Source organism: Actinotalea ferrariae, assembly GCF_019733465.1.
GTDB classification, from domain to species: Bacteria; Actinomycetota; Actinomycetes; order Actinomycetales; family Cellulomonadaceae; genus Actinotalea; species Actinotalea ferrariae_A.
Map to the genome: position 1 here is coordinate 1 of NZ_JACVQL010000177.1, position 19,928 is coordinate 19,928.

At 74.7% G+C, this 19,928-nt stretch carries 19 protein-coding genes and 1 pseudogene; 8 read left to right on the forward strand and 12 right to left on the reverse strand.

Annotated features, from left to right (window positions below):
* Window positions 1-2,082: prolyl oligopeptidase family serine peptidase (locus tag ICW40_RS13970; RefSeq protein WP_221654629.1), on the forward strand; the 2,082-nt coding region annotated here is incomplete at its 5' end.
* 11 nt (window positions 2,083-2,093) lie between these two features.
* Window positions 2,094-3,182 carry a mechanosensitive ion channel family protein gene (locus tag ICW40_RS13975; protein WP_221654630.1) on the forward strand — a complete coding sequence of 363 codons (1,089 nt, stop codon included), beginning with the start codon at window positions 2,094-2,096 and terminating at the stop codon, window positions 3,180-3,182.
* Here ICW40_RS13975 and ICW40_RS13980 read toward each other — a convergent pair.
* Genes ICW40_RS13980 through ICW40_RS14005 form a run of 6 tightly spaced genes read right to left on the reverse strand, consistent with a single transcriptional unit; the run spans window position 3,158 to window position 6,203 of the window.
* Window positions 3,158-3,670 carry a PTS sugar transporter subunit IIA gene (locus ICW40_RS13980; RefSeq protein WP_221654631.1) on the reverse strand — a complete coding sequence of 171 codons (513 nt, stop codon included), beginning with the start codon at window positions 3,668-3,670 and terminating at the stop codon, window positions 3,158-3,160. The two genes, ICW40_RS13975 and ICW40_RS13980, sit on opposite strands and share 25 nt — an antisense overlap.
* 25 nt (window positions 3,671-3,695) lie before the next feature.
* Window positions 3,696-4,424: an HAD family hydrolase gene (locus ICW40_RS13985; protein WP_221654632.1), complete on the reverse strand. Its 729-nt coding sequence runs from the start codon at window positions 4,422-4,424 to the stop codon at window positions 3,696-3,698.
* A complete protein-coding gene (locus ICW40_RS13990; protein WP_221654633.1) occupies window positions 4,415-4,888 on the reverse strand; it encodes a PTS sugar transporter subunit IIA in 474 nt (157 codons plus the stop codon). Before ICW40_RS13990 ends, ICW40_RS13985 begins: the two co-directional genes overlap by 10 nt.
* Window positions 4,888-5,118, reverse strand: a complete 231-nt coding sequence (locus tag ICW40_RS13995; protein WP_221654634.1) for a glucose PTS transporter subunit EIIB — start codon at window positions 5,116-5,118, stop codon at window positions 4,888-4,890. The genes ICW40_RS13990 and ICW40_RS13995 overlap by 1 nt, the downstream gene beginning before the upstream one ends.
* A 54-nt stretch (window positions 5,119-5,172) precedes the next feature.
* On the reverse strand, window positions 5,173-5,415 hold the full coding sequence (locus ICW40_RS14000) for a glucose PTS transporter subunit EIIB (protein WP_221654635.1): 243 nt from the start codon (window positions 5,413-5,415) through the stop codon (window positions 5,173-5,175).
* On the reverse strand, window positions 5,412-6,203 hold the full coding sequence (locus ICW40_RS14005) for a GntR family transcriptional regulator (RefSeq protein WP_308121805.1): 792 nt from the start codon (window positions 6,201-6,203) through the stop codon (window positions 5,412-5,414). Before ICW40_RS14005 ends, ICW40_RS14000 begins: the two co-directional genes overlap by 4 nt.
* A gap of 304 nt (window positions 6,204-6,507) precedes the next feature.
* Here ICW40_RS14005 and ICW40_RS14010 point away from each other — a divergent pair, with 304 nt between their 5' ends.
* The 5 genes from ICW40_RS14010 to ICW40_RS14030 all read left to right on the forward strand — a co-directional run bounded on the left by ICW40_RS14010 (window position 6,508) and on the right by ICW40_RS14030 (window position 10,808).
* Complete coding sequence (locus tag ICW40_RS14010; RefSeq protein WP_221654637.1) at window positions 6,508-7,884, forward strand: PTS transporter subunit EIIC; 1,377 nt, start codon at window positions 6,508-6,510, stop codon at window positions 7,882-7,884.
* A 105-nt stretch (window positions 7,885-7,989) separates the two neighbouring features.
* Window positions 7,990-8,253 carry an HPr family phosphocarrier protein gene (locus tag ICW40_RS14015; protein ID WP_221654638.1) on the forward strand — a complete coding sequence of 88 codons (264 nt, stop codon included), beginning with the start codon at window positions 7,990-7,992 and terminating at the stop codon, window positions 8,251-8,253.
* Window positions 8,254-8,430: 177 nt separating this feature from the next.
* Entirely contained in the window at window positions 8,431-8,838 is a 408-nt protein-coding gene (locus ICW40_RS14020) for a globin (protein WP_221654639.1), read from the forward strand.
* A gap of 12 nt (window positions 8,839-8,850) precedes the next feature.
* Window positions 8,851-9,753, forward strand: coding sequence for an acyl-CoA thioesterase (locus tag ICW40_RS14025; protein ID WP_221654640.1), 903 nt, complete (start codon window positions 8,851-8,853; stop codon window positions 9,751-9,753).
* Between the two features lie 77 nt (window positions 9,754-9,830).
* Window positions 9,831-10,808: a DNA topoisomerase IB gene (locus ICW40_RS14030; protein ID WP_221654641.1), complete on the forward strand. Its 978-nt coding sequence runs from the start codon at window positions 9,831-9,833 to the stop codon at window positions 10,806-10,808.
* A 69-nt stretch (window positions 10,809-10,877) separates the two neighbouring features.
* Here ICW40_RS14030 and ICW40_RS14035 read toward each other — a convergent pair whose 3' ends face one another.
* Both ICW40_RS14035 and ICW40_RS14040 read right to left on the reverse strand, forming a co-directional pair.
* Window positions 10,878-12,296: a sugar porter family MFS transporter gene (locus ICW40_RS14035; protein WP_221654642.1), complete on the reverse strand. Its 1,419-nt coding sequence runs from the start codon at window positions 12,294-12,296 to the stop codon at window positions 10,878-10,880.
* Between the two features lie 94 nt (window positions 12,297-12,390).
* Window positions 12,391-15,027, reverse strand: a complete 2,637-nt coding sequence (locus ICW40_RS14040) for a rhamnogalacturonan lyase (protein WP_221654643.1) — start codon at window positions 15,025-15,027, stop codon at window positions 12,391-12,393.
* Window positions 15,028-15,108: 81 nt separating this feature from the next.
* On the opposite strand from ICW40_RS14040, the gene ICW40_RS14045 reads away from it, so the two are divergent.
* Window positions 15,109-16,752 (forward strand): SDR family oxidoreductase, encoded by a 1,644-nt coding sequence (locus ICW40_RS14045; RefSeq protein WP_221654644.1) that lies wholly within the window; start codon window positions 15,109-15,111, stop codon window positions 16,750-16,752.
* On the opposite strand, the gene ICW40_RS14050 is transcribed toward ICW40_RS14045, so the two are convergent.
* The 4 genes and pseudogenes from ICW40_RS14050 to ICW40_RS14065 form a co-directional block, all read right to left on the reverse strand.
* Window positions 16,736-17,752 carry a transglutaminase-like domain-containing protein gene (locus tag ICW40_RS14050; protein ID WP_221654645.1) on the reverse strand — a complete coding sequence of 339 codons (1,017 nt, stop codon included), beginning with the start codon at window positions 17,750-17,752 and terminating at the stop codon, window positions 16,736-16,738. The two genes, ICW40_RS14045 and ICW40_RS14050, sit on opposite strands and share 17 nt — an antisense overlap.
* On the reverse strand, window positions 17,749-18,636 hold the full coding sequence (locus ICW40_RS14055) for a MerR family transcriptional regulator (protein ID WP_221654646.1): 888 nt from the start codon (window positions 18,634-18,636) through the stop codon (window positions 17,749-17,751). The genes ICW40_RS14050 and ICW40_RS14055 overlap by 4 nt, the downstream gene beginning before the upstream one ends.
* A 46-nt stretch (window positions 18,637-18,682) precedes the next feature.
* Window positions 18,683-19,207 (reverse strand): acyl-CoA thioesterase, encoded by a 525-nt coding sequence (locus tag ICW40_RS14060; protein WP_221654647.1) that lies wholly within the window; start codon window positions 19,205-19,207, stop codon window positions 18,683-18,685.
* A 66-nt stretch (window positions 19,208-19,273) separates the two neighbouring features.
* Window positions 19,274-19,928: pseudogene (locus tag ICW40_RS14065) on the reverse strand (GTP-binding protein HSR1); the annotation flags it as partial.

Consider the following 19,928-nt stretch of genomic DNA (forward strand, 5'->3'; position numbering starts at 1 on the left):
GACGTGGCCCGGTGGCGCGCGCGCCTCGCCGAGCTCCTCGCGACCGGGAGCGTCGGCACGCCCGTGTGGCGCGGCGACCGGTGGTTCGAGTCGCGTCGGGCCGGGACCGCCGAGCACGCCGTCGTGGACCTCGTCACGCCGGGCGGCGGCCGGCGCACGCTCGTCGACCCCATGGCGCTCGACCCGGCCGGGACGACGACGCTCGACGCCTGGCAGCCGAGCGTCGAGGGCGACCTCCTCGCGTACCAGGTGTCGTCCGGCGGTACCGAGGAGAGCGTGCTCCACGTCGTCGACGTCGCGACCGGTGCGCACGTCGACGGGCCGATCGACCGCGCGCGCTACTCCCCCGTGGCCTGGCTGCCGGGCGGGGAGGCCTTCGTCTACGTGCGCCGCCTCGCGCCGGGTCGCGTGCCCGCGGGCGAGGAGCAGTACCACCGACGCGTGTGGCTGCACCGGGTCGGGACCGACCCGGAGCAGGACGTCGAGCTCTTCGGCGAGGGGCTCGACATGACGACCTACTTCGGAGTGACGCTCACGCGCGACGGCCGTTGGCTCGTCGTGACGGCGTCGGCCGGCACCGCGCCGCGCACGGACGTGTGGATCGCCGACCTCCACGCGACGCCCGTCGAGGCTCCCGTGCTGCGCCCGGTCGTCGTCGGCGCCGACGCCGAGACGTCGGCGTGGGTCGGCCGCGACGGACGCCTCTACGTGCACACGGACCTCGACGCGCCCCGCGGCCGGCTGGCCGTGGCGGACCCGGAGCAGCCCGGCGTCGAGCACTGGCGCACGCTCGTGGCGGAGGACGACGAGGCCGTGCTGCGCGGCGTCGTCGTCCTGGACGAGGGCGACGGCTCGGGTGAGGACGCCCGGCGCCCGACCGAGCTCGTCGCGCTGTGGAGCCGCCACGCGGTGAGCGAGCTCACCGTGCACGACCCGGCCGACGGGACGCGGTTCCCGGGACGGCGCGGGCACGTCCCGCTCCCGGGCCCCGGCACGGTCGCCGGCCTCACGCGCCGCCCCACCGGGGGCCGCGAGATCTGGTTCGGCTGGACGGACACGACGACGCCGACGTCGATCCACCGCTGGGACGCCCGGAGCGGCGCGGTGTCGCCGTGGGCCTCGCCGCCCGGTGCGCTGCCGGACCTGCCGGACGTGCGCGCCCGGCAGCTCACCGTCACGAGCGCCGACGGCACGCCCGTGCGCGTCCTCGTCACGGCCCGCGCCGACCTCCTCGACGCCGCGGGCGAGCCGCTCGAGCCCCTCCCGACCATCCTCTACGGCTACGGCGGCTTCCAGATCTCGCTCGACCCGGCGTACTCGGCGACCGCGCTCGCGTGGGTCGAGGCGGGCGGCGCGTACGCCGTCGCCAACCTCCGCGGCGGCGGCGAGGAGGGCGAGGCGTGGCACCGCGCGGGGATGCGCGCGCACAAGCAGAACGTCTTCGACGACTTCCACGCCGCGGCGGAGCACCTCGTGGCCGCGGGCTGGACGACGTCCGACCGGCTGGCCGTCTGGGGCGGCTCCAACGGGGGCCTGCTCGTCGGTGCGGCCGTGACGCAGCGGCCGGACCTCGTCGCGGCGGCGGTGTGCAGCGCGCCGCTGCTCGACATGGTGCGCTACCAGCGCTTCGGTCTCGGCGTCACGTGGACCGAGGAGTACGGCGACGCGGCCGACGCGACCGAGCTCGGCTGGCTCCTCGGCTACTCGCCGTACCACCGCGCCGTCGCGGCGGCCGACGACGCCCCGGGCACGGGCCCGGCCTACCCGGCCGTGCTCTTCACGGTGTTCGAGGGCGACACGCGCGTCGACCCCCTCCACGCGCGCAAGACGTGCGCCGCCCTCCAGCACGCCACGTCGGCCGACGTGGAGGACGCGCCGGTGCTGCTGCGGCGCGAGACGGGTGTGGGTCACGGCGGCCGGTCCCTGAGCCGCACGCTCGGGGTCGCGTCCGAGCAGCTCGCCTTCGTCGCGCGGTGCACGGGGCTGCTCGCCGGCGCGCCCGCCCGGGAACACGACGACCACGGCGAGCACGACGAGCACGACGAGCTCGCCGAGGCGACGCCCGCCCGGGGCGCGAACTAGCCTTGCCCTCCGTGCCGCCCCTCCTCATCGCCGCTGCGCCCGTGCTCACCGCTGCGACCGTGCCTGCCGCCGGACCCGTCCGCCTCGCACCGGACGTGGTGGAGGTCCCCGCCCGCTGGTTCGACTGGTTCCTCGGCGCCCCGCTGCAGAGCGTCGCCGCGGTCGCCGTCGGCGTCGTCGTGCTGGCGCTGGCGCGCTGGCTCATCACGCGCGCCGTGCGGTCGGTCGTCCAGGGCGGCGCCCGCGTGCGCCGCGGCGCCCGCCGGCTCCTGGTCAGCGCGCGCGTCGGCTCCGCGGCCGCCGAGTCCGACCAGCTGGTCGTCGCGCGGCGCGTGCAGCGCGCCGAGACCATGGGCTCCGTCCTGCGCTCGTCGGCGGCGTTCCTCGTCGCGGTCGGCGTGCTGACCGCGATCGCCAACATCAACGACTGGGACCTGGGCCCGGTGCTGGCCTCGGCCGGCGTCGTCGGCGTCGCCCTCGGCTTCGGCGCCCAGACGCTCGTCAAGGACTTCCTCGCGGGCATCTTCATGCTCGTCGAGGACCAGTACGGGGTCGGAGACGTCGTCGACCTGGGCGAGGCGTCCGGCACGGTCGAGGCCGTCGGCCTGCGCGTGACCCAGGTGCGGGACCTGTCCGGCACCCTCTGGTACGTCCGCAACGGCGAGATCCTGCGGGTCGGCAACAAGACGCAGGGGTGGTCGCGCGCCCTCGTCGAGCTCCGGGTGGGCCCGGACCAGGACGTCGAGCACGTCGCCGGCCTCATCCGCGCCGCCGCCGCGTCGATCGTGGGCGACGAGACGGTGGGTCCGATGCTGCTCGACGAGCCCGAGGTGACCTCCTTCGAGGACCTGACCGGGGAGTCCGTCATGATCCGGACCCTGGTCAAGACCGCACCCTCGAAGCAGTGGGAGGTCCAGCGGGAGCTGCGCTCGCGGATCCGCGCCACCCTCGTCGCGGAGGGCGTCGCGCTCGCGCTGCCGCGCCGCGAGGTCCTGGTCGAGCGCGACGTCGCGCCGGCGGGTGAGCCGAGCGCGAGCGACGCGTCCGCGGGCGGGACGCCCCGGACCGGCGCGCGTCAGGACCAGAGCAGCACGGGCTGACCCTCGGCCACCGAGTCGCCCGGCGCGACGAGGAGCACGACGTCGTCGGGCTGCGCCTGGAGCGCGACGAGGGGGCACAGCGTCGACCGGCCGCCCCCGCGCACCTCGGCCGGCGACCAGGCGAGCACCGGCTGACCGCGCTCGACGCGGTCGCCGTCGGACGTGGCGACGTCGAAGCCGGCGCCCTCGAGCTGGCCGGTCTCGAGGCCGAGGTGAACCAGGACGGACCGGTCGTGGTCCGCCTGCACCATGAGCGCGTGCGGGTAGACGCCGCTGACCCGCCCCGGGCACGGCGCGACGACCACGACGCGGCCGCCCGTCGGGAGGCCGGCGAGGTCCCCGGGAGCCGGCTCGTCCGGCAGGATCGCGAGCCCCGGGCCGACGACGGCCCCGGCGAAGACCGGGTCGGGGACGTCGGCGAGGTCGACCACGGTGCCGGCCAGAGGTGCCACCACCTGCAGCGTGCTGCGGTCCTGCTTCGCCCTCATCCGTCCCCCTGCGATCCGGCTCAGCCTAGACGGACCGCCGGCGGACAGCCTTCTCGACGGCGGTGAGGTCGGGCAGGCACGCGTCGGCACCCGTGAGCTCCGCGGCGTCGAGGCTCGTGGTCATGCCGATGACGAGGCCCACGCCCGCGGCCCTGGCCGACGCGATGCCTGCCACCGCGTCCTCGGCCGCGACCAGCCGCGCCGGGTCGGCGCCGATCAGCCGCGCGCCGCGCTCGTACGGCTCGGGGTGCGGCTTGCCCTCGGTGCAGTCCTCGGCGGTGACGAACCCCGGCGCCCGCGCGTCACGGTCCTGCTCGATCAGGCGGTCGACCGCGCCGCGCGCCCACGAGCGCCGCGCCGACGTGACGACGACGACGGGCAGCCCCGTCGCGGCGCACGCCGCGAGCAGCCCGGCCGCCCCGGGCACGGGCATCGGGCGTGCGGTCGTGCGGCCCAGCTCGGCGACGACGGCATCGGTCAGCGCGAGCGGGTCCTCGCCGCGCCACGGTCCGTCGAGCACGGGGAACACCTCGGTCGCTCGCCGACCCATGAACTGCCGGACGACGTCGTCGGGCACCTGCCAGCCGCGGGACGCGAAGTACGACCCGAAGGCGGCTCGGTGGACGGGCTCGCTGTCCACGAGCGTGCCGTCGAGGTCGAGCAGCAGGCCCGCACCCGGCTGCGCGAGCCGCTCCGCGAGGACGTCCTCGACCTCCGCCGGGTCGAGCAGCGGCCCGCCGGGCGTCAGTCCCACTCGAGGAACGGCGTGCCCACCGTGACGCGCTCGCCGGGCTCGACGAGGCCGCGGACGGCGCCGGGCTCCCCCTGGACGGCGACGACCGGCACCACGGGCGAGCGGCCGCCGGCGGCGACCGCGGCCGGGTCCCAGCTCACGACGCGGTCCCCCGTGCTCACGGTGGCGCCCTCGCCGACGTGCAGCGTGAAGCCCTCGCCCGCGAGCTGGACCGTGTCGAGGCCGAGGTGCACGAGCACGGCACGGTGCTCGTCCACCTGCACGACGAACGCGTGCGGGTGCAGCTTCACCACGGTGCCGTCGACGGGTGCGACGGCGTGGGACACCGTGCCCTCGCCGCCGCCGTCCCGGTCCGGGTCGACGGCGAGCCCGGGGCCGACGATCGCCCCGGCGAACACCGGGTCGGGCACGTCGGCCATCGCCAGCACGGTCCCGGCCACAGGCGCGACCAGGGTCAGCGCCATCAGCGCAGGTCCTCGATGTCGGACGCGAGCGTGTCCGCCTCGGGGCCGACGACGACCTGCACGACGCGGCCCGAGCGGACGACGCCGAAGGCACCGGTCGCCTTGAGTGCCGCCTCGTCGACCAGCGACGGGTCCTCCAGCTCGACCCGGAGACGCGTGATGCACGGCTCGAGGTCGACGATGTTCGCGTCGCCGCCGAGGGCCGCGAGGATCTGCTCAGCCTTGCTCATCGGTTCCTCCTCGTTCGGGACGACGGCCCTGTCGCCGACCGTCCACAGTAGTCGTCACATCAGCTCCTCGAGATCCGTCGCGAGGACGTCCACGCTCGGCCCGACGACGACCTGGACCACGCGTCCGGCGACCATGACGCCGTGGGCGCCGGCCGCGCGCAGCGCGGGCACGTCGACCCGCGCGGTGTCCCGCACCTCGGAGCGCAGCCGCGTGGTGCACGGCTCGATGTCGACGATGTTCTCGACGCCGCCCAGGGCGGCGAGGATCCGGGACGCCCGGTCGTCGTGGCTGGTCACTGGCTCTCCTCCCCGCCGTCGGTCGCGGGGCCGCCGTGGCCCGCCGTCGTCAGCTGCTGCTCGGCGCGCGGTGCGATCGCCGGACGCGGTGCGCGCAGCGGCACCCACAGGACGTACCGGTCCGCCCGGTACGACGAGCGCGAGTACGCGCACGCGACGTCACCTGCGAACGTACGCCTCGCGAGGCGCAGGACGGCGGCACCGGGCCGCAGGCCCAGCAGCGTCGCGTCCTGCGAGTCGACCTCCGACGCCGCCACGGTGTCCTCACCCCAGTCCGGGTCCAGCCCGCGGCGGCGCAGCTCGCCGTAGATGCTCTCGGGGGCGCCGTCCGCGAGGAGCCCGGGCACGAGCGCTGCCGGCACCCAGGTCTGCTCGATCGCCATCGGCTCGCCGTCGGCGTGGCGGACGCGGTGCAGGTAGTGGACGCGCTCGCCCGGGACGAGCTCGAGCGCGTCGGCGACGTCGGGCGAGGCCGCGACCTCCTCGACCGTGAGCACCGTGCTCGACGGCTCCATGCCGCGGCGGCGCATCTCCTCGCCGAAGGAGGCGAGGCGCACCTCGAGGTCCATCTTGGACGGCGCGACGAACGTCCCCCGACCCTGCTCGCGCTGGAGCAGCCCCTCGACGACGAGGGCGTCGACCGCCTGGCGGACGGTCATCCGCGAGACACCGAAGCGCTCGCACAGCACGCGCTCGGACGGGATGGCGTCACCGACGGCGAGCTCGTGCGTCACGAGCGAGCGCAGGTAGTCGCGGACCCGGACGTACTTGAGGACGGAGTGACGCACCGTGGCCGCACCGCCTCTCCGCTCGCGCCGGGCCATTGACACCGGCCGCGCCATTCCATCATGGTGATCACCGACTGGTCCAGACATCTAGCACACCCCCTCGTCCGCCAGGTCACGCCCCCGTCGACGCCGCCGGGAGCCGCCAGGACCGGGACGGTGCCCGCCCGCCCGGACCGCCCGCAGTGCCCACCTGCAGTGCCCACACACGCAGTGCCTGAACACGCAGTGCCCCACACACGCAGTGCCCGACAGGACGAGCGCCGGTGCCCGCCGACGCTCACCGACATCGAGGAGTGCTCGCGCCATGACTGCCACGACCGCCACCGAGGTCCGCGAGAAGCGGCCCATCCCCGGCCTGGCCCAGCTCCAACGGATCGGCCGCTCCCTCATGCTGCCGATCGCGTCGCTACCCGCCGCCGCGCTGCTGCTGCGGCTCGGCCAGCCCGACATGCTCGGCGCGGACGGCCTCGCCGGCGCGTGGGGTGACTGGCTGCTGCCGGTCGCCGACGTGCTCGGAGCGGCCGGCAACGCGCTCTTCGGGAACCTGCCCCTGATCTTCGCCCTGGGCGTCGCCATCGGCTACGCGCGCAAGTCCGACGGCTCGACGGGCCTCGCCGCGCTCATCGGGTACCTCGTCTTCAAGGCCGTGTCCGACGCCATGTCGCCCTACGTCCTGGGCCGCCCCGAGGGCGACGACCCCCAGGAGCTCATCAACTACGGCGTGCTCGGCGGCATCGTCATCGGCCTCACCGCCGCGCTCCTGTACCAGCGGTACTACCGCATCAAGCTGCCCGCGTACCTGGCCTTCTTCGGCGGCCGTCGGTTCGTGCCCATCGTCACGGCGTTCGCCGCGGTGCTCATCGCCGTGCTCGGAGCGTTCCTCTACCGCGGCTTCGACGCGGTGCTCTCCGGCGTCAGCGACTGGGTCACGGGCTCGGCCGTGCTCGGCGGCTTCGTGTTCGGCACGCTCAACCGCCTGCTCGTCCCGATCGGCCTGCACCACCTGCTCAACTCGGTCCCGTGGTTCCAGTTCGGCGAGTACGAGGGCGCCAACGGCGAGGTCGCGAACGGTGACATCTTCCGCTTCCTCGCCGGGGACCCGACGGCCGGCATCTTCCAGGCCGGCTTCTTCCCGATCATGATGTTCGCCCTCCCCGCGGCCGCGCTCGCGATCGTGCACACCGCCAAGCCCGGCAAGCGCAAGGTCATCGCGGGGATCATGGGCTCCGCCGCGCTCGTCTCGTTCGTCACGGGCGTCACCGAGCCGCTCGAGTTCGCGTTCGTCTACGTCGCGTACCCGCTGTACGTCATCCACGCGATCCTCACGGGCACGTCGCTCGCGCTCGTCAACGCCCTCGACGTCCGGTCCGGCTTCGGCTTCTCCGCCGGGGTCATCGACTACCTGCTCAACTTCCGCATCGCGGAGCAGCCGCTGCTCCTCATCGTCATCGGCCTCGGCTACGCCGTCGTCTACTACGTGCTGTTCCGGTTCGTCATCACGCGGTGGAACCTCAAGACGCCCGGACGCGAGGACGACGACGCGGCCGCGGACCCGAACAACGTCCTCATCGACCAGCCGACCGACGAGCCCGTCCCGGCCGTCGCGGGCGCGACGCCCGGCGGCACACCCGGTGACGCGAGCGCTCTGAGCGACCGCTCGCCGCGCACGCCCAAGGCCTGACCCACGACGTCGCCGCCGGGGCCCCGCGGCTCCGGCGGCGACGTCGTCCTCCACCTCAGCACCCACCACCGCAGCACCCACCACCCCCCAGAGACCGAGGTCCCCGTGCCCGAGCGCCGCGTCACCGTCGCCATCGCCGAAGGGCTCCACGCCCGGCCGGCCGCACTCTTCGTCCAGCTCGCCGGCGCGCAGGCGGTGCCCGTCACGATCCGCAAGGACGGCGGCTCGCCGGCCTCGGCGTCGAGCATCCTCGCCGTCATGGCCCTGGGCGCGAAGGGCGGCGAGGACGTCGTGCTGTCCGCCGACGGCGAGGGCGCCGACGCCGCGCTCGACGCCCTCGAGCAGTACCTCCTCACCCCGGAGCACTGACCACCTCGCCACCTGCGCGGCACCACCCCGGCCGCCCACCCCGAGGCCGACCGTCCGCAGCGGGGCCGACCCTGCGCACGTGCGACCTCGGTGCGGGTGGTCGACCTCACAGGGCTGCGTGGGTCCGGGGCGCCCCGGCGGGCCCGGGCGGCGGGCGCCGTGAGGGAGGATGGTGCCGTGACGTCTGCCGATCCCCGGGAGCTCGCCGCCGACAGCTTCTTCGTCTCCGTCGGGGGCTCCCCCACCTTCCGCCGCCTCGTCGACGCGTTCTACGCCGAGGTCGCGCAGGACCCGCTGCTGCGTCCGATGTACCCCGAGGAGGACCTCGGCCCGGCGGCCGACCGTCTCCAGGGCTTCCTCGAGCAGTACTGGGGCGGCCCCACCACGTACAGCGAGCAGCGAGGCCACCCGCGCCTGCGGATGCGGCACGCGCCGTACAAGGTCAATCCCGCGGCGCGCGACGCCTGGATGCGGCACATGCGCACCGCGCTCGACTCGCTCGCCCTGCCGCCGCTGCAGCACGCGACGCTGTGGGACTACCTCGAGCGCGCCGCGCACGCCATGGTCAACACGTTCGAGGACTGACGAGGAGCCCCCATGACCGATCGCCAGGCCGGCCCCGGTCCCGCGCGGATGCCTGCCATCACGCCGGACCCGCTCACGACCGTGCTCGACGTGCTCACGCTCGACCGGGTCGACGACGACACGTTCACCGGCCGGAGCCTGCCCAAGCCCGGCGGCCGCGTGTTCGGCGGGCAGGTGCTCGCCCAGACCCTCCTCGCGGCGGCACGCACGATCGACGACGCACGGCTCCCCCACTCGGTGCACGGGTACTTCCTGCGTCCCGGTGACGTGCGCGAGCCGATCACGTTCTCCGTCGAGCGGCTGCGTGACGGCCGGTCCTTCAGCGCGCGGCGCACGCACGCCCTGCAGGGAGGCGTCCCGATCCTGTCGATGACGACGTCGTTCCAGGTCGAGCAGCCGGGCGTCGAGCACGCCGACGTCCCGCCCCTCGACGTGCCCGACCCCGACGACGTGCGGAGCGCGATCGACGTCCTGTCCGCCGTCGACCACCCCGTCGCGACGTTCTGGACGCAGGCGAGCGCGTTCGACCTGCGGCACGTGGACAGCTCGATCTACCTCGACCCGGCACCGCGGCGCACCGACCGTCAGCTCGTGTGGATGCGCGCGCGCGGCCCGCTGCCGGACGACCAGGTGCTGCACCGGGCGCTCCTGGCGTACGCGTGCGACCAGGTGATGCTCGAGCCCGTCCTGCGCCGGCACGGCGCGAGCTGGGCGACGCCCGACCTGTCGATCGCGAGCCTCGACCACGCGATGTGGTGGCACCGCCCGGTCCACGTCGACGAGTGGCTGCTCTACGAGCAGTCCGCGCCGTCGGCCCAGGGCGGGCGCGGGCTCGGTGCGGCGCGGGTCTACACCCGCGCGGGAGAGCTCGTCGCGACCATCGCCCAGGAGGGCATGGTCCGCCTCGGCGGCTGAGCCACCGCAGACCGCACGCGCCCGCGGGCCGCGCCGCTCGGCGTGCCGGACGGCGCGAGCCACCGCACACTGTCCGCATGCCACGTCTGCGCCGGGTCCGCTCCGGGGACCCGGGATGGACGCGCCGCCGCCAGGGCCGCGGGGTGATCTACCTCGACGAGCACGGCGAGCGGATCACGCAGCCCGAGCTCGTCGCGCGCTGCGCCGACCTCGTCATCCCGCCCGCGTGGCAGGACGTGTGGATCTCCCCGGCCGAGAACGGGCACATCCAGGCGATGGGGACCGACGACGCCGGGCGCCGCCAGTACCTCTACCACCCGCAGTGGCGCCAGCGCCGCGACCGCGCGAAGCACGACCAGGTGCTGCTCATGGCGCGCCGCCTGCCCGCCGCCCGGACGCGGGTGCGCAAGGACCTGGCCCTGCCCGGCATGCCGCGGCAGAAGGCGCTCGCGCTCGCGTTCCGGCTGCTCGACGAGGCGTACTTCCGCGCGGGCGGCGAGACCTACGCCAAGCAGAACGGCAGCTACGGGTTGGCCACGGTGCTGCGCGAGCACGTGCGGGTCGACGGCGAGACCGTGAGCTTCACGTACCCCGCGAAGTCGGGCCAGGAGCGCCACAGCCAGGTCGACGACCCCGTCGTCGCGCGGCTGGTCCGCGAGCTGCGCGACCGTGACGACCCCAACCCCGAGCTCCTCGCCTGGTACGACGACGAGGAGGGGTGGAAGGACGTCGCGACGGCGGACATCCAGGCCTACGTCAAGGAGCGGCTCGGCCCCGACGCGCGGCCCAAGGACTTCCGGACGTGGCACGCGACGGTGCTCGCGGCCGCAGGTCTGGCGGACGCGGGCGACCCGCCGCGCGCCGAGCGCGCGCGCCGACGCGTCGTCTCCCAGGTGGTCCGCGAGGTCTCCGAGGAGCTCGGCAACACCCCCGCGGTGTGCCGGGCCTCCTACATCGACCCGCGGCTGTTCGACCTCTGGGAGCGGGGCAGGACGATCGGACGCCGCCGCACCCGTGCGGCCGCCGAGCGCGCCCTGATCGACCTGCTCACCTGACGAGGGCCCCGGAGACGAGGGCCCCGCGGCCGAGCGTCGTCCTCAACCTCGCGCGCCGAGGTCCTGCGGTCACTCCATGTCCTCGAGCTCCCTGCCCTTGGTCTCGCGCACGAACTTGAGCACGAAGAAGAAGGAGAGCAGGGCGAAGGTGGTGTAGAGCCCGTAGGCCAGGCTGAGCCCCACGGAGGACAGCGCGGGGAACGTCGTGGAGATGAGGAAGTTGCCGATCCACTGCGCGGCGGCCGCGAGACCGAGCGCGCTCGCGCGGATCTTGTTGTTGAACATCTCGCCGAGCAGCACCCACACCGCCGGGCCCCACGACGCGCCGAAGAAGACGACGAACAGGTTGGCGGCGACGAGGGCGACCACACCCGCGGTGCCGTCGAGCACAGGCTCGCCGTCGACGATCCGCGCGGTCGCGAAGGTGGCCGCGAGCACGCCCAGGCTCACGGTCATGCCCGCGGATCCCACCAGCAGGAGGTTGCGGCGGCCGACTTTGTCGATGATCGAGATCGCCACGACGGTCACGACGATGTTCGTGACCGACGTGATCACGGTCTGCAGGAGGGCGTCGTCCTCGCTGAACCCGACGCTCCGCCAGAGGGTCGACGAGTAGTAGAAGATGACGTTGATCCCGACGAACTGCTGGAACAGGGACAGCGCGATGCCCACCCAGACGATCGGCAGCAGGCCGAGAGCGGGGCCACGCAGGTCACGCACGGACGAGCGCGCCTCGGTCGAGACCGTCCGCTTGATCTCGCGCAGCCGCTCGTCGATGCCCGTCTTGAGGATCTGCCCGAGCACGCCCCGCGCGTCCTTGTCCTTGCCCCGTGCGACGAGGTACCGCGGCGACTCGGGGATGCCCATCGCGAGGATCCCGTAGGCGACGGCCGGGATCGCCTCGGACATGAACATCCAGCGCCACGCCTCGAGCCCGAACCAGAAGTCCTCGGCGGCACCGCCGGCCGCGGTCGCCAGGAAGTAGTCGGTCAGCAGGGCGACGAAGATGCCGGTCACGATCGCGAGCTGCTGGAGCGAGCCCAGGCGGCCCCGGATCGAGGCGGGCGAGATCTCCGCGATGTACGCGGGGGCGATCACGGAGGCGGCGCCGACGCCGAGCCCGCCGACCACGCGCCACAGGATCAGGTCCCACGGCCCGACGGCCAGGCCCGAGCCGATGGCGCTCACGGTGAAGAGCAACGACGAGAGCAGCATGACCCGGATGCGGCCCTGCCGGTCCGCGAGGCGCCCGGCGAGCCATGCGCCGACGGCGCAGCCGAGGAGGGCGGACGAGACGGCGAACCCGGTGAGGCCCGTGCCCATCCCGAACTGGTCGCGGATCGCCGTGACGGCGCCGTTGATCACCGCCGTGTCGAAGCCGAAGAGGAACCCGCCCAGGGCGGCCACGGTCGCGAGCAGGACCGCCCGCCCGGTGTCGTACTGCTCGCGCTGCGCCGGCGCCCCTGCCGTCGAGTCCGTGGTCGCCACGTCGCCCCCTCCGCTCGGAACCTGAGCCGACGGTAGGCCCGGGCCCGTCGTGGCACGCCTGCGTCACGCTCCCGGGGGCGACCCGGGGGCGGCGTCAGGTGAGCATCGCCCGCACGGTCGCCGACAGGTGCTGGAGCGAGGCCTTCGCCGTCGGCGTCACGCGGTCCCACCGCCACGGGGTGTCGAGCGTCCGCTCGAAGGCCTCGAGCGCACGCGCGGCCTGGGCCGGGCGACCCTTGTCGAGGTGGTGCTCGGCCAGCGCGTACGCGACGTAGAGCCGCAGGACGACGAGGCCCGACACCTCACCCGAGCGCACGTACCGCTCGAGCGCGTCCCCGAGCGCGTCGAACGAGCCGGGCAGGACGGCGTCCGGCACGGGCACCTGCGACCAGTCGAGGTCGGACGCGAGGTAGAAGCTCGTGTACGACGGCTGGTTGTAGGTCGTCTGCTGCCGGGCCACCTCGGCGCGGTACTGGACGTCGTGCAGCAGCGTGTAGAGCTTGCGGTCCGTGACCTCGGTGGAGAGGTGGATCTGGATCGCCGAGCTGTCGGCGGTCCGGACGAGGACCTCCTCACGCCAGTCGCCGAGGACGTCGGCCACGAGGGACGGGTTGCCCTTGGTCCCGTTGTTGGTCCGGGTCCCCTCCAGGGTCCGGAGCGTCCCGCGCTGCCAGTCGTCGATCGTCGGCGTGGCGTCGCCCGAGCCGTTGACGAGCTGCGTCGTCATGTCCGCCGCCCAGCGGACGCTCTGGTTCGTGCCCGGGATGGCGTCGGAGACGACCTCGCCCTGCGGGGTGTGCAGGCCGAGGGCGTCGGAGCCGCCCGGCATGCTCGCCCACGACTCGACACCGCGCGAGTCCGGCAGCACGTCGCCGATCATGCCGCGGCCCGTGTCGCGCCCCGAGTACTGGCCCCAGAGCACCTCTCCCGTCGCCGCGTCGCGCATCGCCATGCCGTACGGGGCGAAGGTGCCGCCCTCGTGCACCGTGAAGATCTCCAGGCCCGGACGGTCCGGGTCGATGTCGGTCACGTGCATGGCGTCGCCGTGGCCGAGGCCGGCGCTCGCACCCGGGTCCGCGCTGCCCTCGGGCAGCGTGTCGAACGACGAGTAGAGCAGCGAGCCGTCGTGGTCGATGGTCGCCGAGCCGTAGACGATCTCGTGCTTCCCGTCGCCGTCGACGTCGGCCGCGCTCAGCGAGTGGAAGCCCTGCGTCGTGATCGAGCCGAACTCCGGGTCCGTGCCCGCGCGCCCGTGCGGCCCGTCGTTGAACGGGTTCGTCATGGGCGTCCAGCCGCTGTCGACGAACCAGCGCTCGGTGATCTGCTCGCCGTCCCAGTCGTAGGCCGTGATCGTCGAGCGTGTGTAGTAGCCGCGCGCGAAGATCGCGGACGGGTGGGAGCCGTCGAGGTACGCGACGCCCGAGAGGAAGCGGTCGACGCGGTTCCCCGGCTCGATCCGCGACATCGCGTAGTCGCCCCACATCAGGCCGTCGTCGTGCCGGTCCGGCGTGTAGCGCACCGTCTGGAGCTCGGCGCCGGACGCACCGTCGAAGACGGTGAGGTACTCGGGGCCGTCGAGCACGAAGCCCTCGAACTTGGCGAGCTCGTTGCGCGCGCTGCGTCCCGGTGCCCACTCCTGGATGAAGAAGTCCGCGGCCGCGTACGCGTCCGCCTCGGTGAGCGGGTAGGTCCAGCGGGGCTCGATCCCCCACGCCTCCTCGAGCGTGGCGGGCCAGCTGCCGGCGACGACCTCCGGGTGCTCCTGCCAGCCCTGCAGCATCCCCGCGAGGTGGTCGCGGTACTGCGCCGCGCTCAGGCGGTAGTCGTCGTCGTGCGAGACGCCCGCCGCGACGTCGTCGGCCGGGAGCGTGATGTGCTGCGCCGCCTGCGGCACGCCGCCCGCGTAGGGCACCGTGCTGGTGCCGGGGGCGGTCTTGAGCATGACCTCGGAGCGGCCGTCGCCGTCGAAGTCGTAGACGAGGAACTGCGTGTAGTGCGCCCCGGCACGGATGTTCACGCCCAGGTCGAGGCGGTACAGGAGCGTGCCGTCGGCCTCGTAGGCGTCGACGTAGACCGGACCGGTGTAGCCCTTCTGGGACACGTCCTTCGCGTTCGACGGGTCCCACTTGACCAGGTACTCGAGCGCGCCGTCACCGTCGACGTCGCCGACGCTCATGTCGTTGACCGCGTAGGTGTAGGGCTCGCCCTCGGGCCACTGCCACGCCTCGGGCGTGCCGAGCGGACCGATCTGCGGGGGCGTCACGCCGTCCGCCGGCTTCGTCAGCGGGAGCGTCGCGTACGGCTGCGCCCACGGGTCGACCGACGCGCTCACGTCGACCCCGGCGCCGTCGACGACCGCCGCCACGCGGTAGGCCGCCGTGCCGTCGGCGCCTGCGTCCAGGTAGTTGGTGCTGTCGGTGACCGTCGCGACGAACTCGTCGCCGCGGTAGACGTGGAAGTCCGCGCCGACCATCCCGGTCGGGCCCGAGCCCGTGACCTCGGTCGCCAGCAGGCGCCAGCTGAGGAAGACGCCCTCGGGCGTGGTCGCCGCGACCAGGCCGCGGTCGAGGCGCTCGAGCTGGACGCCCGCCGGGACCGGGTCCTGGGGCCCGTGGCCGTGGCCCTGTCCATGACCGCCGGCCGCCGCAGCGCCGGCGCCCGTGACGACCAGCGCCGAGGCGACGACGGCGGTGACCGCCTGCCGCCCGATCCGTGCTCTGCCAAGACTCATCGTTGAATCCTTCGTTCGTCGGGCGGTCCGCCCCAGCGCACCCGCTCCGCGGTCCTCGGCGACCGTGGATGAAACGTTCCAATGCCCTCGACGTCGAGGAATGCGCTTTCCGGACCGTGCGCCGACCGTAACGTCCGCTTCCGTCCCGGGTCAACGGGTCGCCCCCCTCCCCGGGCGGCGGTCGGGCCGGGCGCCTACGCTCGCCCGGTGAGTCCCCTCGTGGTGGCAGTCACCGGCGTGACCGGGTACGTCGGCGGACGGCTCGTCCCCGAGCTGCTCCGCGCCGGGCACCGCGTCCGGGCCGTCGCGCGCAACCCGGGCCGCCTGCAGGGCCGCGACTGGGTCGACGACGTCGACGTCGTCGAGGCGGACGCGCAGCACCTCGACCAGGTGCGGTCAGCGCTCGAGGGCGTCGACGTCGCCTACTACCTCATCCACTCCCTGGGCTCCGGTCGGCGGTTCGAGGCCCGCGACCGCCGGACGGCCCTGACGTTCGCGCAGGCGGCGCGCGAGGCGGGGGTCGGGCGCATCGTGTACCTCGGCGGCCTGCACCCCGACGTCGACGACCTCTCGCCGCACCTCGAGTCGCGCAAGGAGGTCGGGGAGATCCTGCTCGCGTCGGGCGTCCCGACGACGGTGCTGCGCGCCGCCGTCGTGCTCGGCTCGGGCTCCGCGTCCTTCGAGATGATGCGGTACCTCACCGAGCGACTCCCGGCGATGACGACGCCGCGCTGGGTGGACAACCGGATCCAGCCGATCGCGATCCGCGACGTCCTGCGGTACCTCGTCGGCAGCGCGACGATGCCGCCCGAGGTGAACCGGGCGTTCGACATCGGTGGCCCCGAGGTGCTGACCTACCGCCAGATGATGCACCGCTACGCGGCCGTCGCCGGGCTGCCGCGGCGCGTCGTCGTCGGCGTCGGCGTGCTCAGCCCGCGTCTGTCGAGCCTGTGGGTCTCTCTCGTCACGCCCGTACCGGGCCCGCTCGCGCGTCCGCTCGTCGAGTCGCTCGTGCACGAGGTCGTCTGCGACGAGCACGACATCGCCGAGCACGTGCCCGACCCGCCGGAGGGTCTGCTGGGGTTCGACGACGCCGTCCGCCTCGCGCTCGCACGGATCCAGGACGCCGACGTCGTCACGCGGTGGTCCTCGGCGTCCGTGCCGGGCGCGCCGAGCGACCCGCTCCCGAGCGACCCGGACTGGGCCGGCGGGTCTCTCTACCGCGACGAGCGCCGGACGAGGGTCGACGCACCGCCCGACGCGGTGTGGCACGTCATCCAGACGGTGGGCGGCGAGCGTGGCTGGTACTCGTGGCCGCTCGCCTGGCAGGTGCGCGGGGTGCTCGACCGGCTCTCGGGCGGCCCGGGCCTGCGGCGGGGGCGGCGCGACCCGCGCCGGCTCCTCGTCGACGACGCGGTCGACTTCTGGCGGGTCGAGGAGGTCGTCCCGGGCCGCATGCTGCGGCTGCGCGCCGAGATGCGCGTGCCGGGCCTCGCCTGGCTCGAGCTCGCGGTCAGGCCCGAGCCCGACGGCGGCTCGACGCTGCGCCAGGTGGCGACCTTCCACCCGCACGGCCTGCTGGGGCAGCTCTACTGGTGGTCGGTCGCGCCGTTCCACGGCGTCGTCTTCGGCGGGATGCAGCAGGGCATGGCGGCCGAGGCGCGCCGCGTCGCCGCTGCCGGCGCGAGCGCCGAGCCTGGGACGGGCGCTACCCCGCGCTCGTGAGGTCCACCTGCGCCCGCAGGCCGCTCGGCGAGTCGCAGACGACGCCGCGTCGCGGGTCCAGGCGTGGGTCGTCGAGCAGGGCGTCGAGGCTCGCCGGGTCGACGTCCGGGTCCACGAGCGCCTCCGCGACCCGGTCGACCAGCGCGTCGAGGTCGGGGTCCGGCGGTGCGTCGACGTCGGCGAGCCGGCCGTCCGGCCCGACGACGGGCGGCACCATGGCGCCCCACAGGTCCCACAGGAGGAGCTCGTGGCCGGTCAGGTGCGCGAGCTCGGCGACCACGTAGTTCCGGACGAACCACCGGCCGCGCAGCGGCAGGTCGGGGCCCACGCCGAACCCCGCGAGCTCCGCCTCCGAGAGCCGCCCCGCGCGGTGGTCGAGCCACACGTGCGCGGCCGTGCGGAAGGGGCTGTCCGCGCCCGTGCCCAGGTCGAGCGTGTCCACGCCGACCCACGCGGGGTCGATCTGGGGATCCACGCGCACCCAGCGCCCGCCGCCGTCGGCCGCGGCGTCCCAGTGCTCCGCGACGACGTGGTCGTGCGCGAACCCCTCGCGCAGGTACGGCGCGAAGCCCACCCGGCTGCGCGCCGGGACTCCCAGCTCGCGCGCCGCCGCGACGTACAGCAGCGCCGCGTCCCGGCAGCAGCCGACGACGCGCGCGTCCACCTCGCGCGGACGGTCGAGCGGCGCCGGGTCCCGCGCGGCGAGGCGCTCGAGCATCCGCGCGACCCACCGGCTGTCGATGTCGGCCAGCCGCTCCGGGGTGAAGGTCAGGCCGCTCGCGACGTAGTGGACGACCAGCCCTCGGACCGCCGCGGCGAGCGCCGCCGGCTCGGCCGGCAGCGCGCGGAGCGACGGGGCATGGGCGCCCGGGTCCGAGAGGGGCGTGTGCCGGCGGTACCGGTCGAGCACGTCGGAGGTCGGGCTCGCGTCCGGGGTCGTGGTGCTGGTGCTCGTGGTGCCGGTGCTCGTGGTGCTGGTGCTCGTGGTGCTGGTGCTCATGGTGTCTCCGTCCTGGGCTCGACGGCCTTCGCGGACCGCCCCGGCTCGTCGGGCTCGTCCGGCCCGCCCGCGTAGGGGAAGGCGACGTCCACGGCGGGCGTCGCGTCGTCGACCGCGACCCAGTCCGCGAAGTAGACCTCGCGCGGGTCGAGCGTGCGTCGGCGACCGCGCCTGCCGAGCCAGGTCGCGACGGCGTCGAACGCGTGCATGATGTGCGGCGGGCGCACCTGGCCCTTCGTCAGGCGTGCGTACGCCTCGCGGTGGGCGGGTTCCACCCGGACGGTGATCTCGGTGGTCGGCGGGACGCTGCCCGCGAACGGCACGCACACCTCGACGAGGCCGGCCGAGTCGGACGTCGACGTCGAGTGGTAGGTCGTCCAGTCGATCTCGTCGGCCACCGCTCCGCACGCCGCCACGTGGGCGCGCAGCAGCCGGAGCCGGTCGGGGATGAACCGCGGCAGCTCGGGCTGCAGCACGTGCGCCGACGCCGAGACCACCATCGCGTCGGGCACCCAGCGCGTCGAGACCGGGAACGACGGGCGCTCGGCCCCGTCGAGCGTCGAGAGCAGGTAGCGCACGACGCCCTCGCGGTCGCGGTGCTCCTCGGCGACGCCGCGCCACCAGGCGCGCAGCCGGTCCGGGTCGCGGTCGGCGAGCAGCGCGCCGATCTCCGCGAGCGGCATCCCGACCCGCCGGAGGAGCCCGATGAGTCGTGCCCGCTCGAGCTGGTCGGTGTCGTAGTAGCGGTAGCCCGACGACCGGTCGACCCGCGCCGGCGGCAGCAGGCCGAGCTCGTCGTACAGGCGCAGGGCCTTGAGGCTCAGGCCCGTACGCTCGGCCAGCCGGCCGATCGTCATGAGGCTCTGCTGCGGCGTCGTGGTCACCCCGCCACTGTGGTCCCTGCCCCTCGGTGAGGGTCAAGGACGGATCTCAGGCCGGGCCGTCCGGGGCGGCCGACCGCTCGGGACGCCGGCGCATCGCGACGGGCTCCTCGACGTAGGGCTCCCACACCGCGCGCTCCTCGGCCGTGATCCGGCGGGGGCGCTCCGTCGCGGCGTCGATGAGGACGAGCGTGGACGCCGCCTGGACGAACACCGGGCCACCGCCCGCGGGGCCCACGGCCGCGCGAGCAGGCGTCCCCGTCGTGAGCTGGTAGCAGACGTCGATGCTCGCCCCGCCGAGGCGGCCGACCCACATCTCGACGACGAGCGGCTCCCGGCGGTACGCCACCGGCAGCAGGTACTCGACCTCGTGCCGGGCCACGAGCGTGTGCGTGCCCGCGCTCGGGCCGGCGTCGAGCACCGCCGTCGGCCACGTGCCGACGTCCTCGCCGTGGCGCCAGAAGGCCGCGATGCGGGCCTCCTCGAGGAGCCGGAGCACCTCGACGTTGTTGACGTGGCCGTAGGCGTCGAGGTCCGCCCAGCGCAGCGGGACGGGGACGTGCAGTCGGGTCATGCGGTCATCCTGCCGTCTCCTCGGTGCGTGCGGCGCCGAGCGCGTGGGCGACGCCGGCGAGCAGCCTCAGCCGAGCGCGCGGGTCGCCGCGCGGACGCACGCGTCGTGCTGGTCGAGCACCTCGCGCACGGGTGCGACGACGTGCCGCTCCGCGACCTCGGCGACGGACGCACGCAGGTGGGCGGTCGCCCGCCGCGCCTGGCGCCGCGCCCCGACGCCCGCGAGGGCACGCGAGAGGCCGGCGAGCAGCAGGCCCACGAGGATCCCCCCGACCGCGGCCAGGGTCGGGACGGGGACCCGCACGTCCCCCTGCTCCCAGACGGGCGGCTCGATCACCGGCATGCGGAGCGCGTCGAGCCCCCAGAGCGCCCCGAGCCAGCCGAGGCCCACGACGGCGATGACGAGGACGAGCCACTGGAGCACCCCGACGGCGCGCCACCAGACGGGCGTGCGGTCGCTCAGGACGTGCGTCCCGGACACCGCACGGTCGAGCGCGTCGGGCAGCTGGTCGGCCTCGCGTCCCGACTCGCTGCGGCGCCGCGCGGCGACCACCCACTCGTCGGGCAGGGCGTGCGTCGCGGCGTCGGTCCACGTCCGGACGGCGGACCGGACGCGGGCGAGCTCGGCGGGTCCGGGCGGCGGGACTGACGTGCGGACCATGTCGGCGGTGCCCGTCGCGCCGTCGGCGCCCCGCCCGCGGTGGCGACCCCCAGCCGCTCCG

What these genes read in the sequence shown, in the direction of transcription:
- ICW40_RS14050 (WP_221654645.1), bottom strand. Translation starts at nt 17,752, where the DNA reads ATGAGCACCAGCACCACGAGCACCAGCACCACGAGCACCGGCACCACG.
- ICW40_RS13990 (WP_221654633.1), bottom strand. Translation starts at nt 4,888, where the DNA reads ATGGCGCTGACCCTGGTCGCGCCTGTGGCCGGGACCGTGCTGGCGATG.
- ICW40_RS14045 (WP_221654644.1), top strand. Translation starts at nt 15,109, where the DNA reads ATGCCCTCGACGTCGAGGAATGCGCTTTCCGGACCGTGCGCCGACCGT.
- ICW40_RS14040 (WP_221654643.1), bottom strand. Translation starts at nt 15,027, where the DNA reads ATGAGTCTTGGCAGAGCACGGATCGGGCGGCAGGCGGTCACCGCCGTC.
- ICW40_RS14010 (WP_221654637.1), top strand. Translation starts at nt 6,508, where the DNA reads ATGACTGCCACGACCGCCACCGAGGTCCGCGAGAAGCGGCCCATCCCC.
- ICW40_RS14060 (WP_221654647.1), bottom strand. Translation starts at nt 19,207, where the DNA reads ATGACCCGACTGCACGTCCCCGTCCCGCTGCGCTGGGCGGACCTCGAC.
- ICW40_RS14030 (WP_221654641.1), top strand. Translation starts at nt 9,831, where the DNA reads ATGCCACGTCTGCGCCGGGTCCGCTCCGGGGACCCGGGATGGACGCGC.
- ICW40_RS14025 (WP_221654640.1), top strand. Translation starts at nt 8,851, where the DNA reads ATGACCGATCGCCAGGCCGGCCCCGGTCCCGCGCGGATGCCTGCCATC.
- ICW40_RS13995 (WP_221654634.1), bottom strand. Translation starts at nt 5,118, where the DNA reads ATGAGCAAGGCTGAGCAGATCCTCGCGGCCCTCGGCGGCGACGCGAAC.
- ICW40_RS13980 (WP_221654631.1), bottom strand. Translation starts at nt 3,670, where the DNA reads ATGAGGGCGAAGCAGGACCGCAGCACGCTGCAGGTGGTGGCACCTCTG.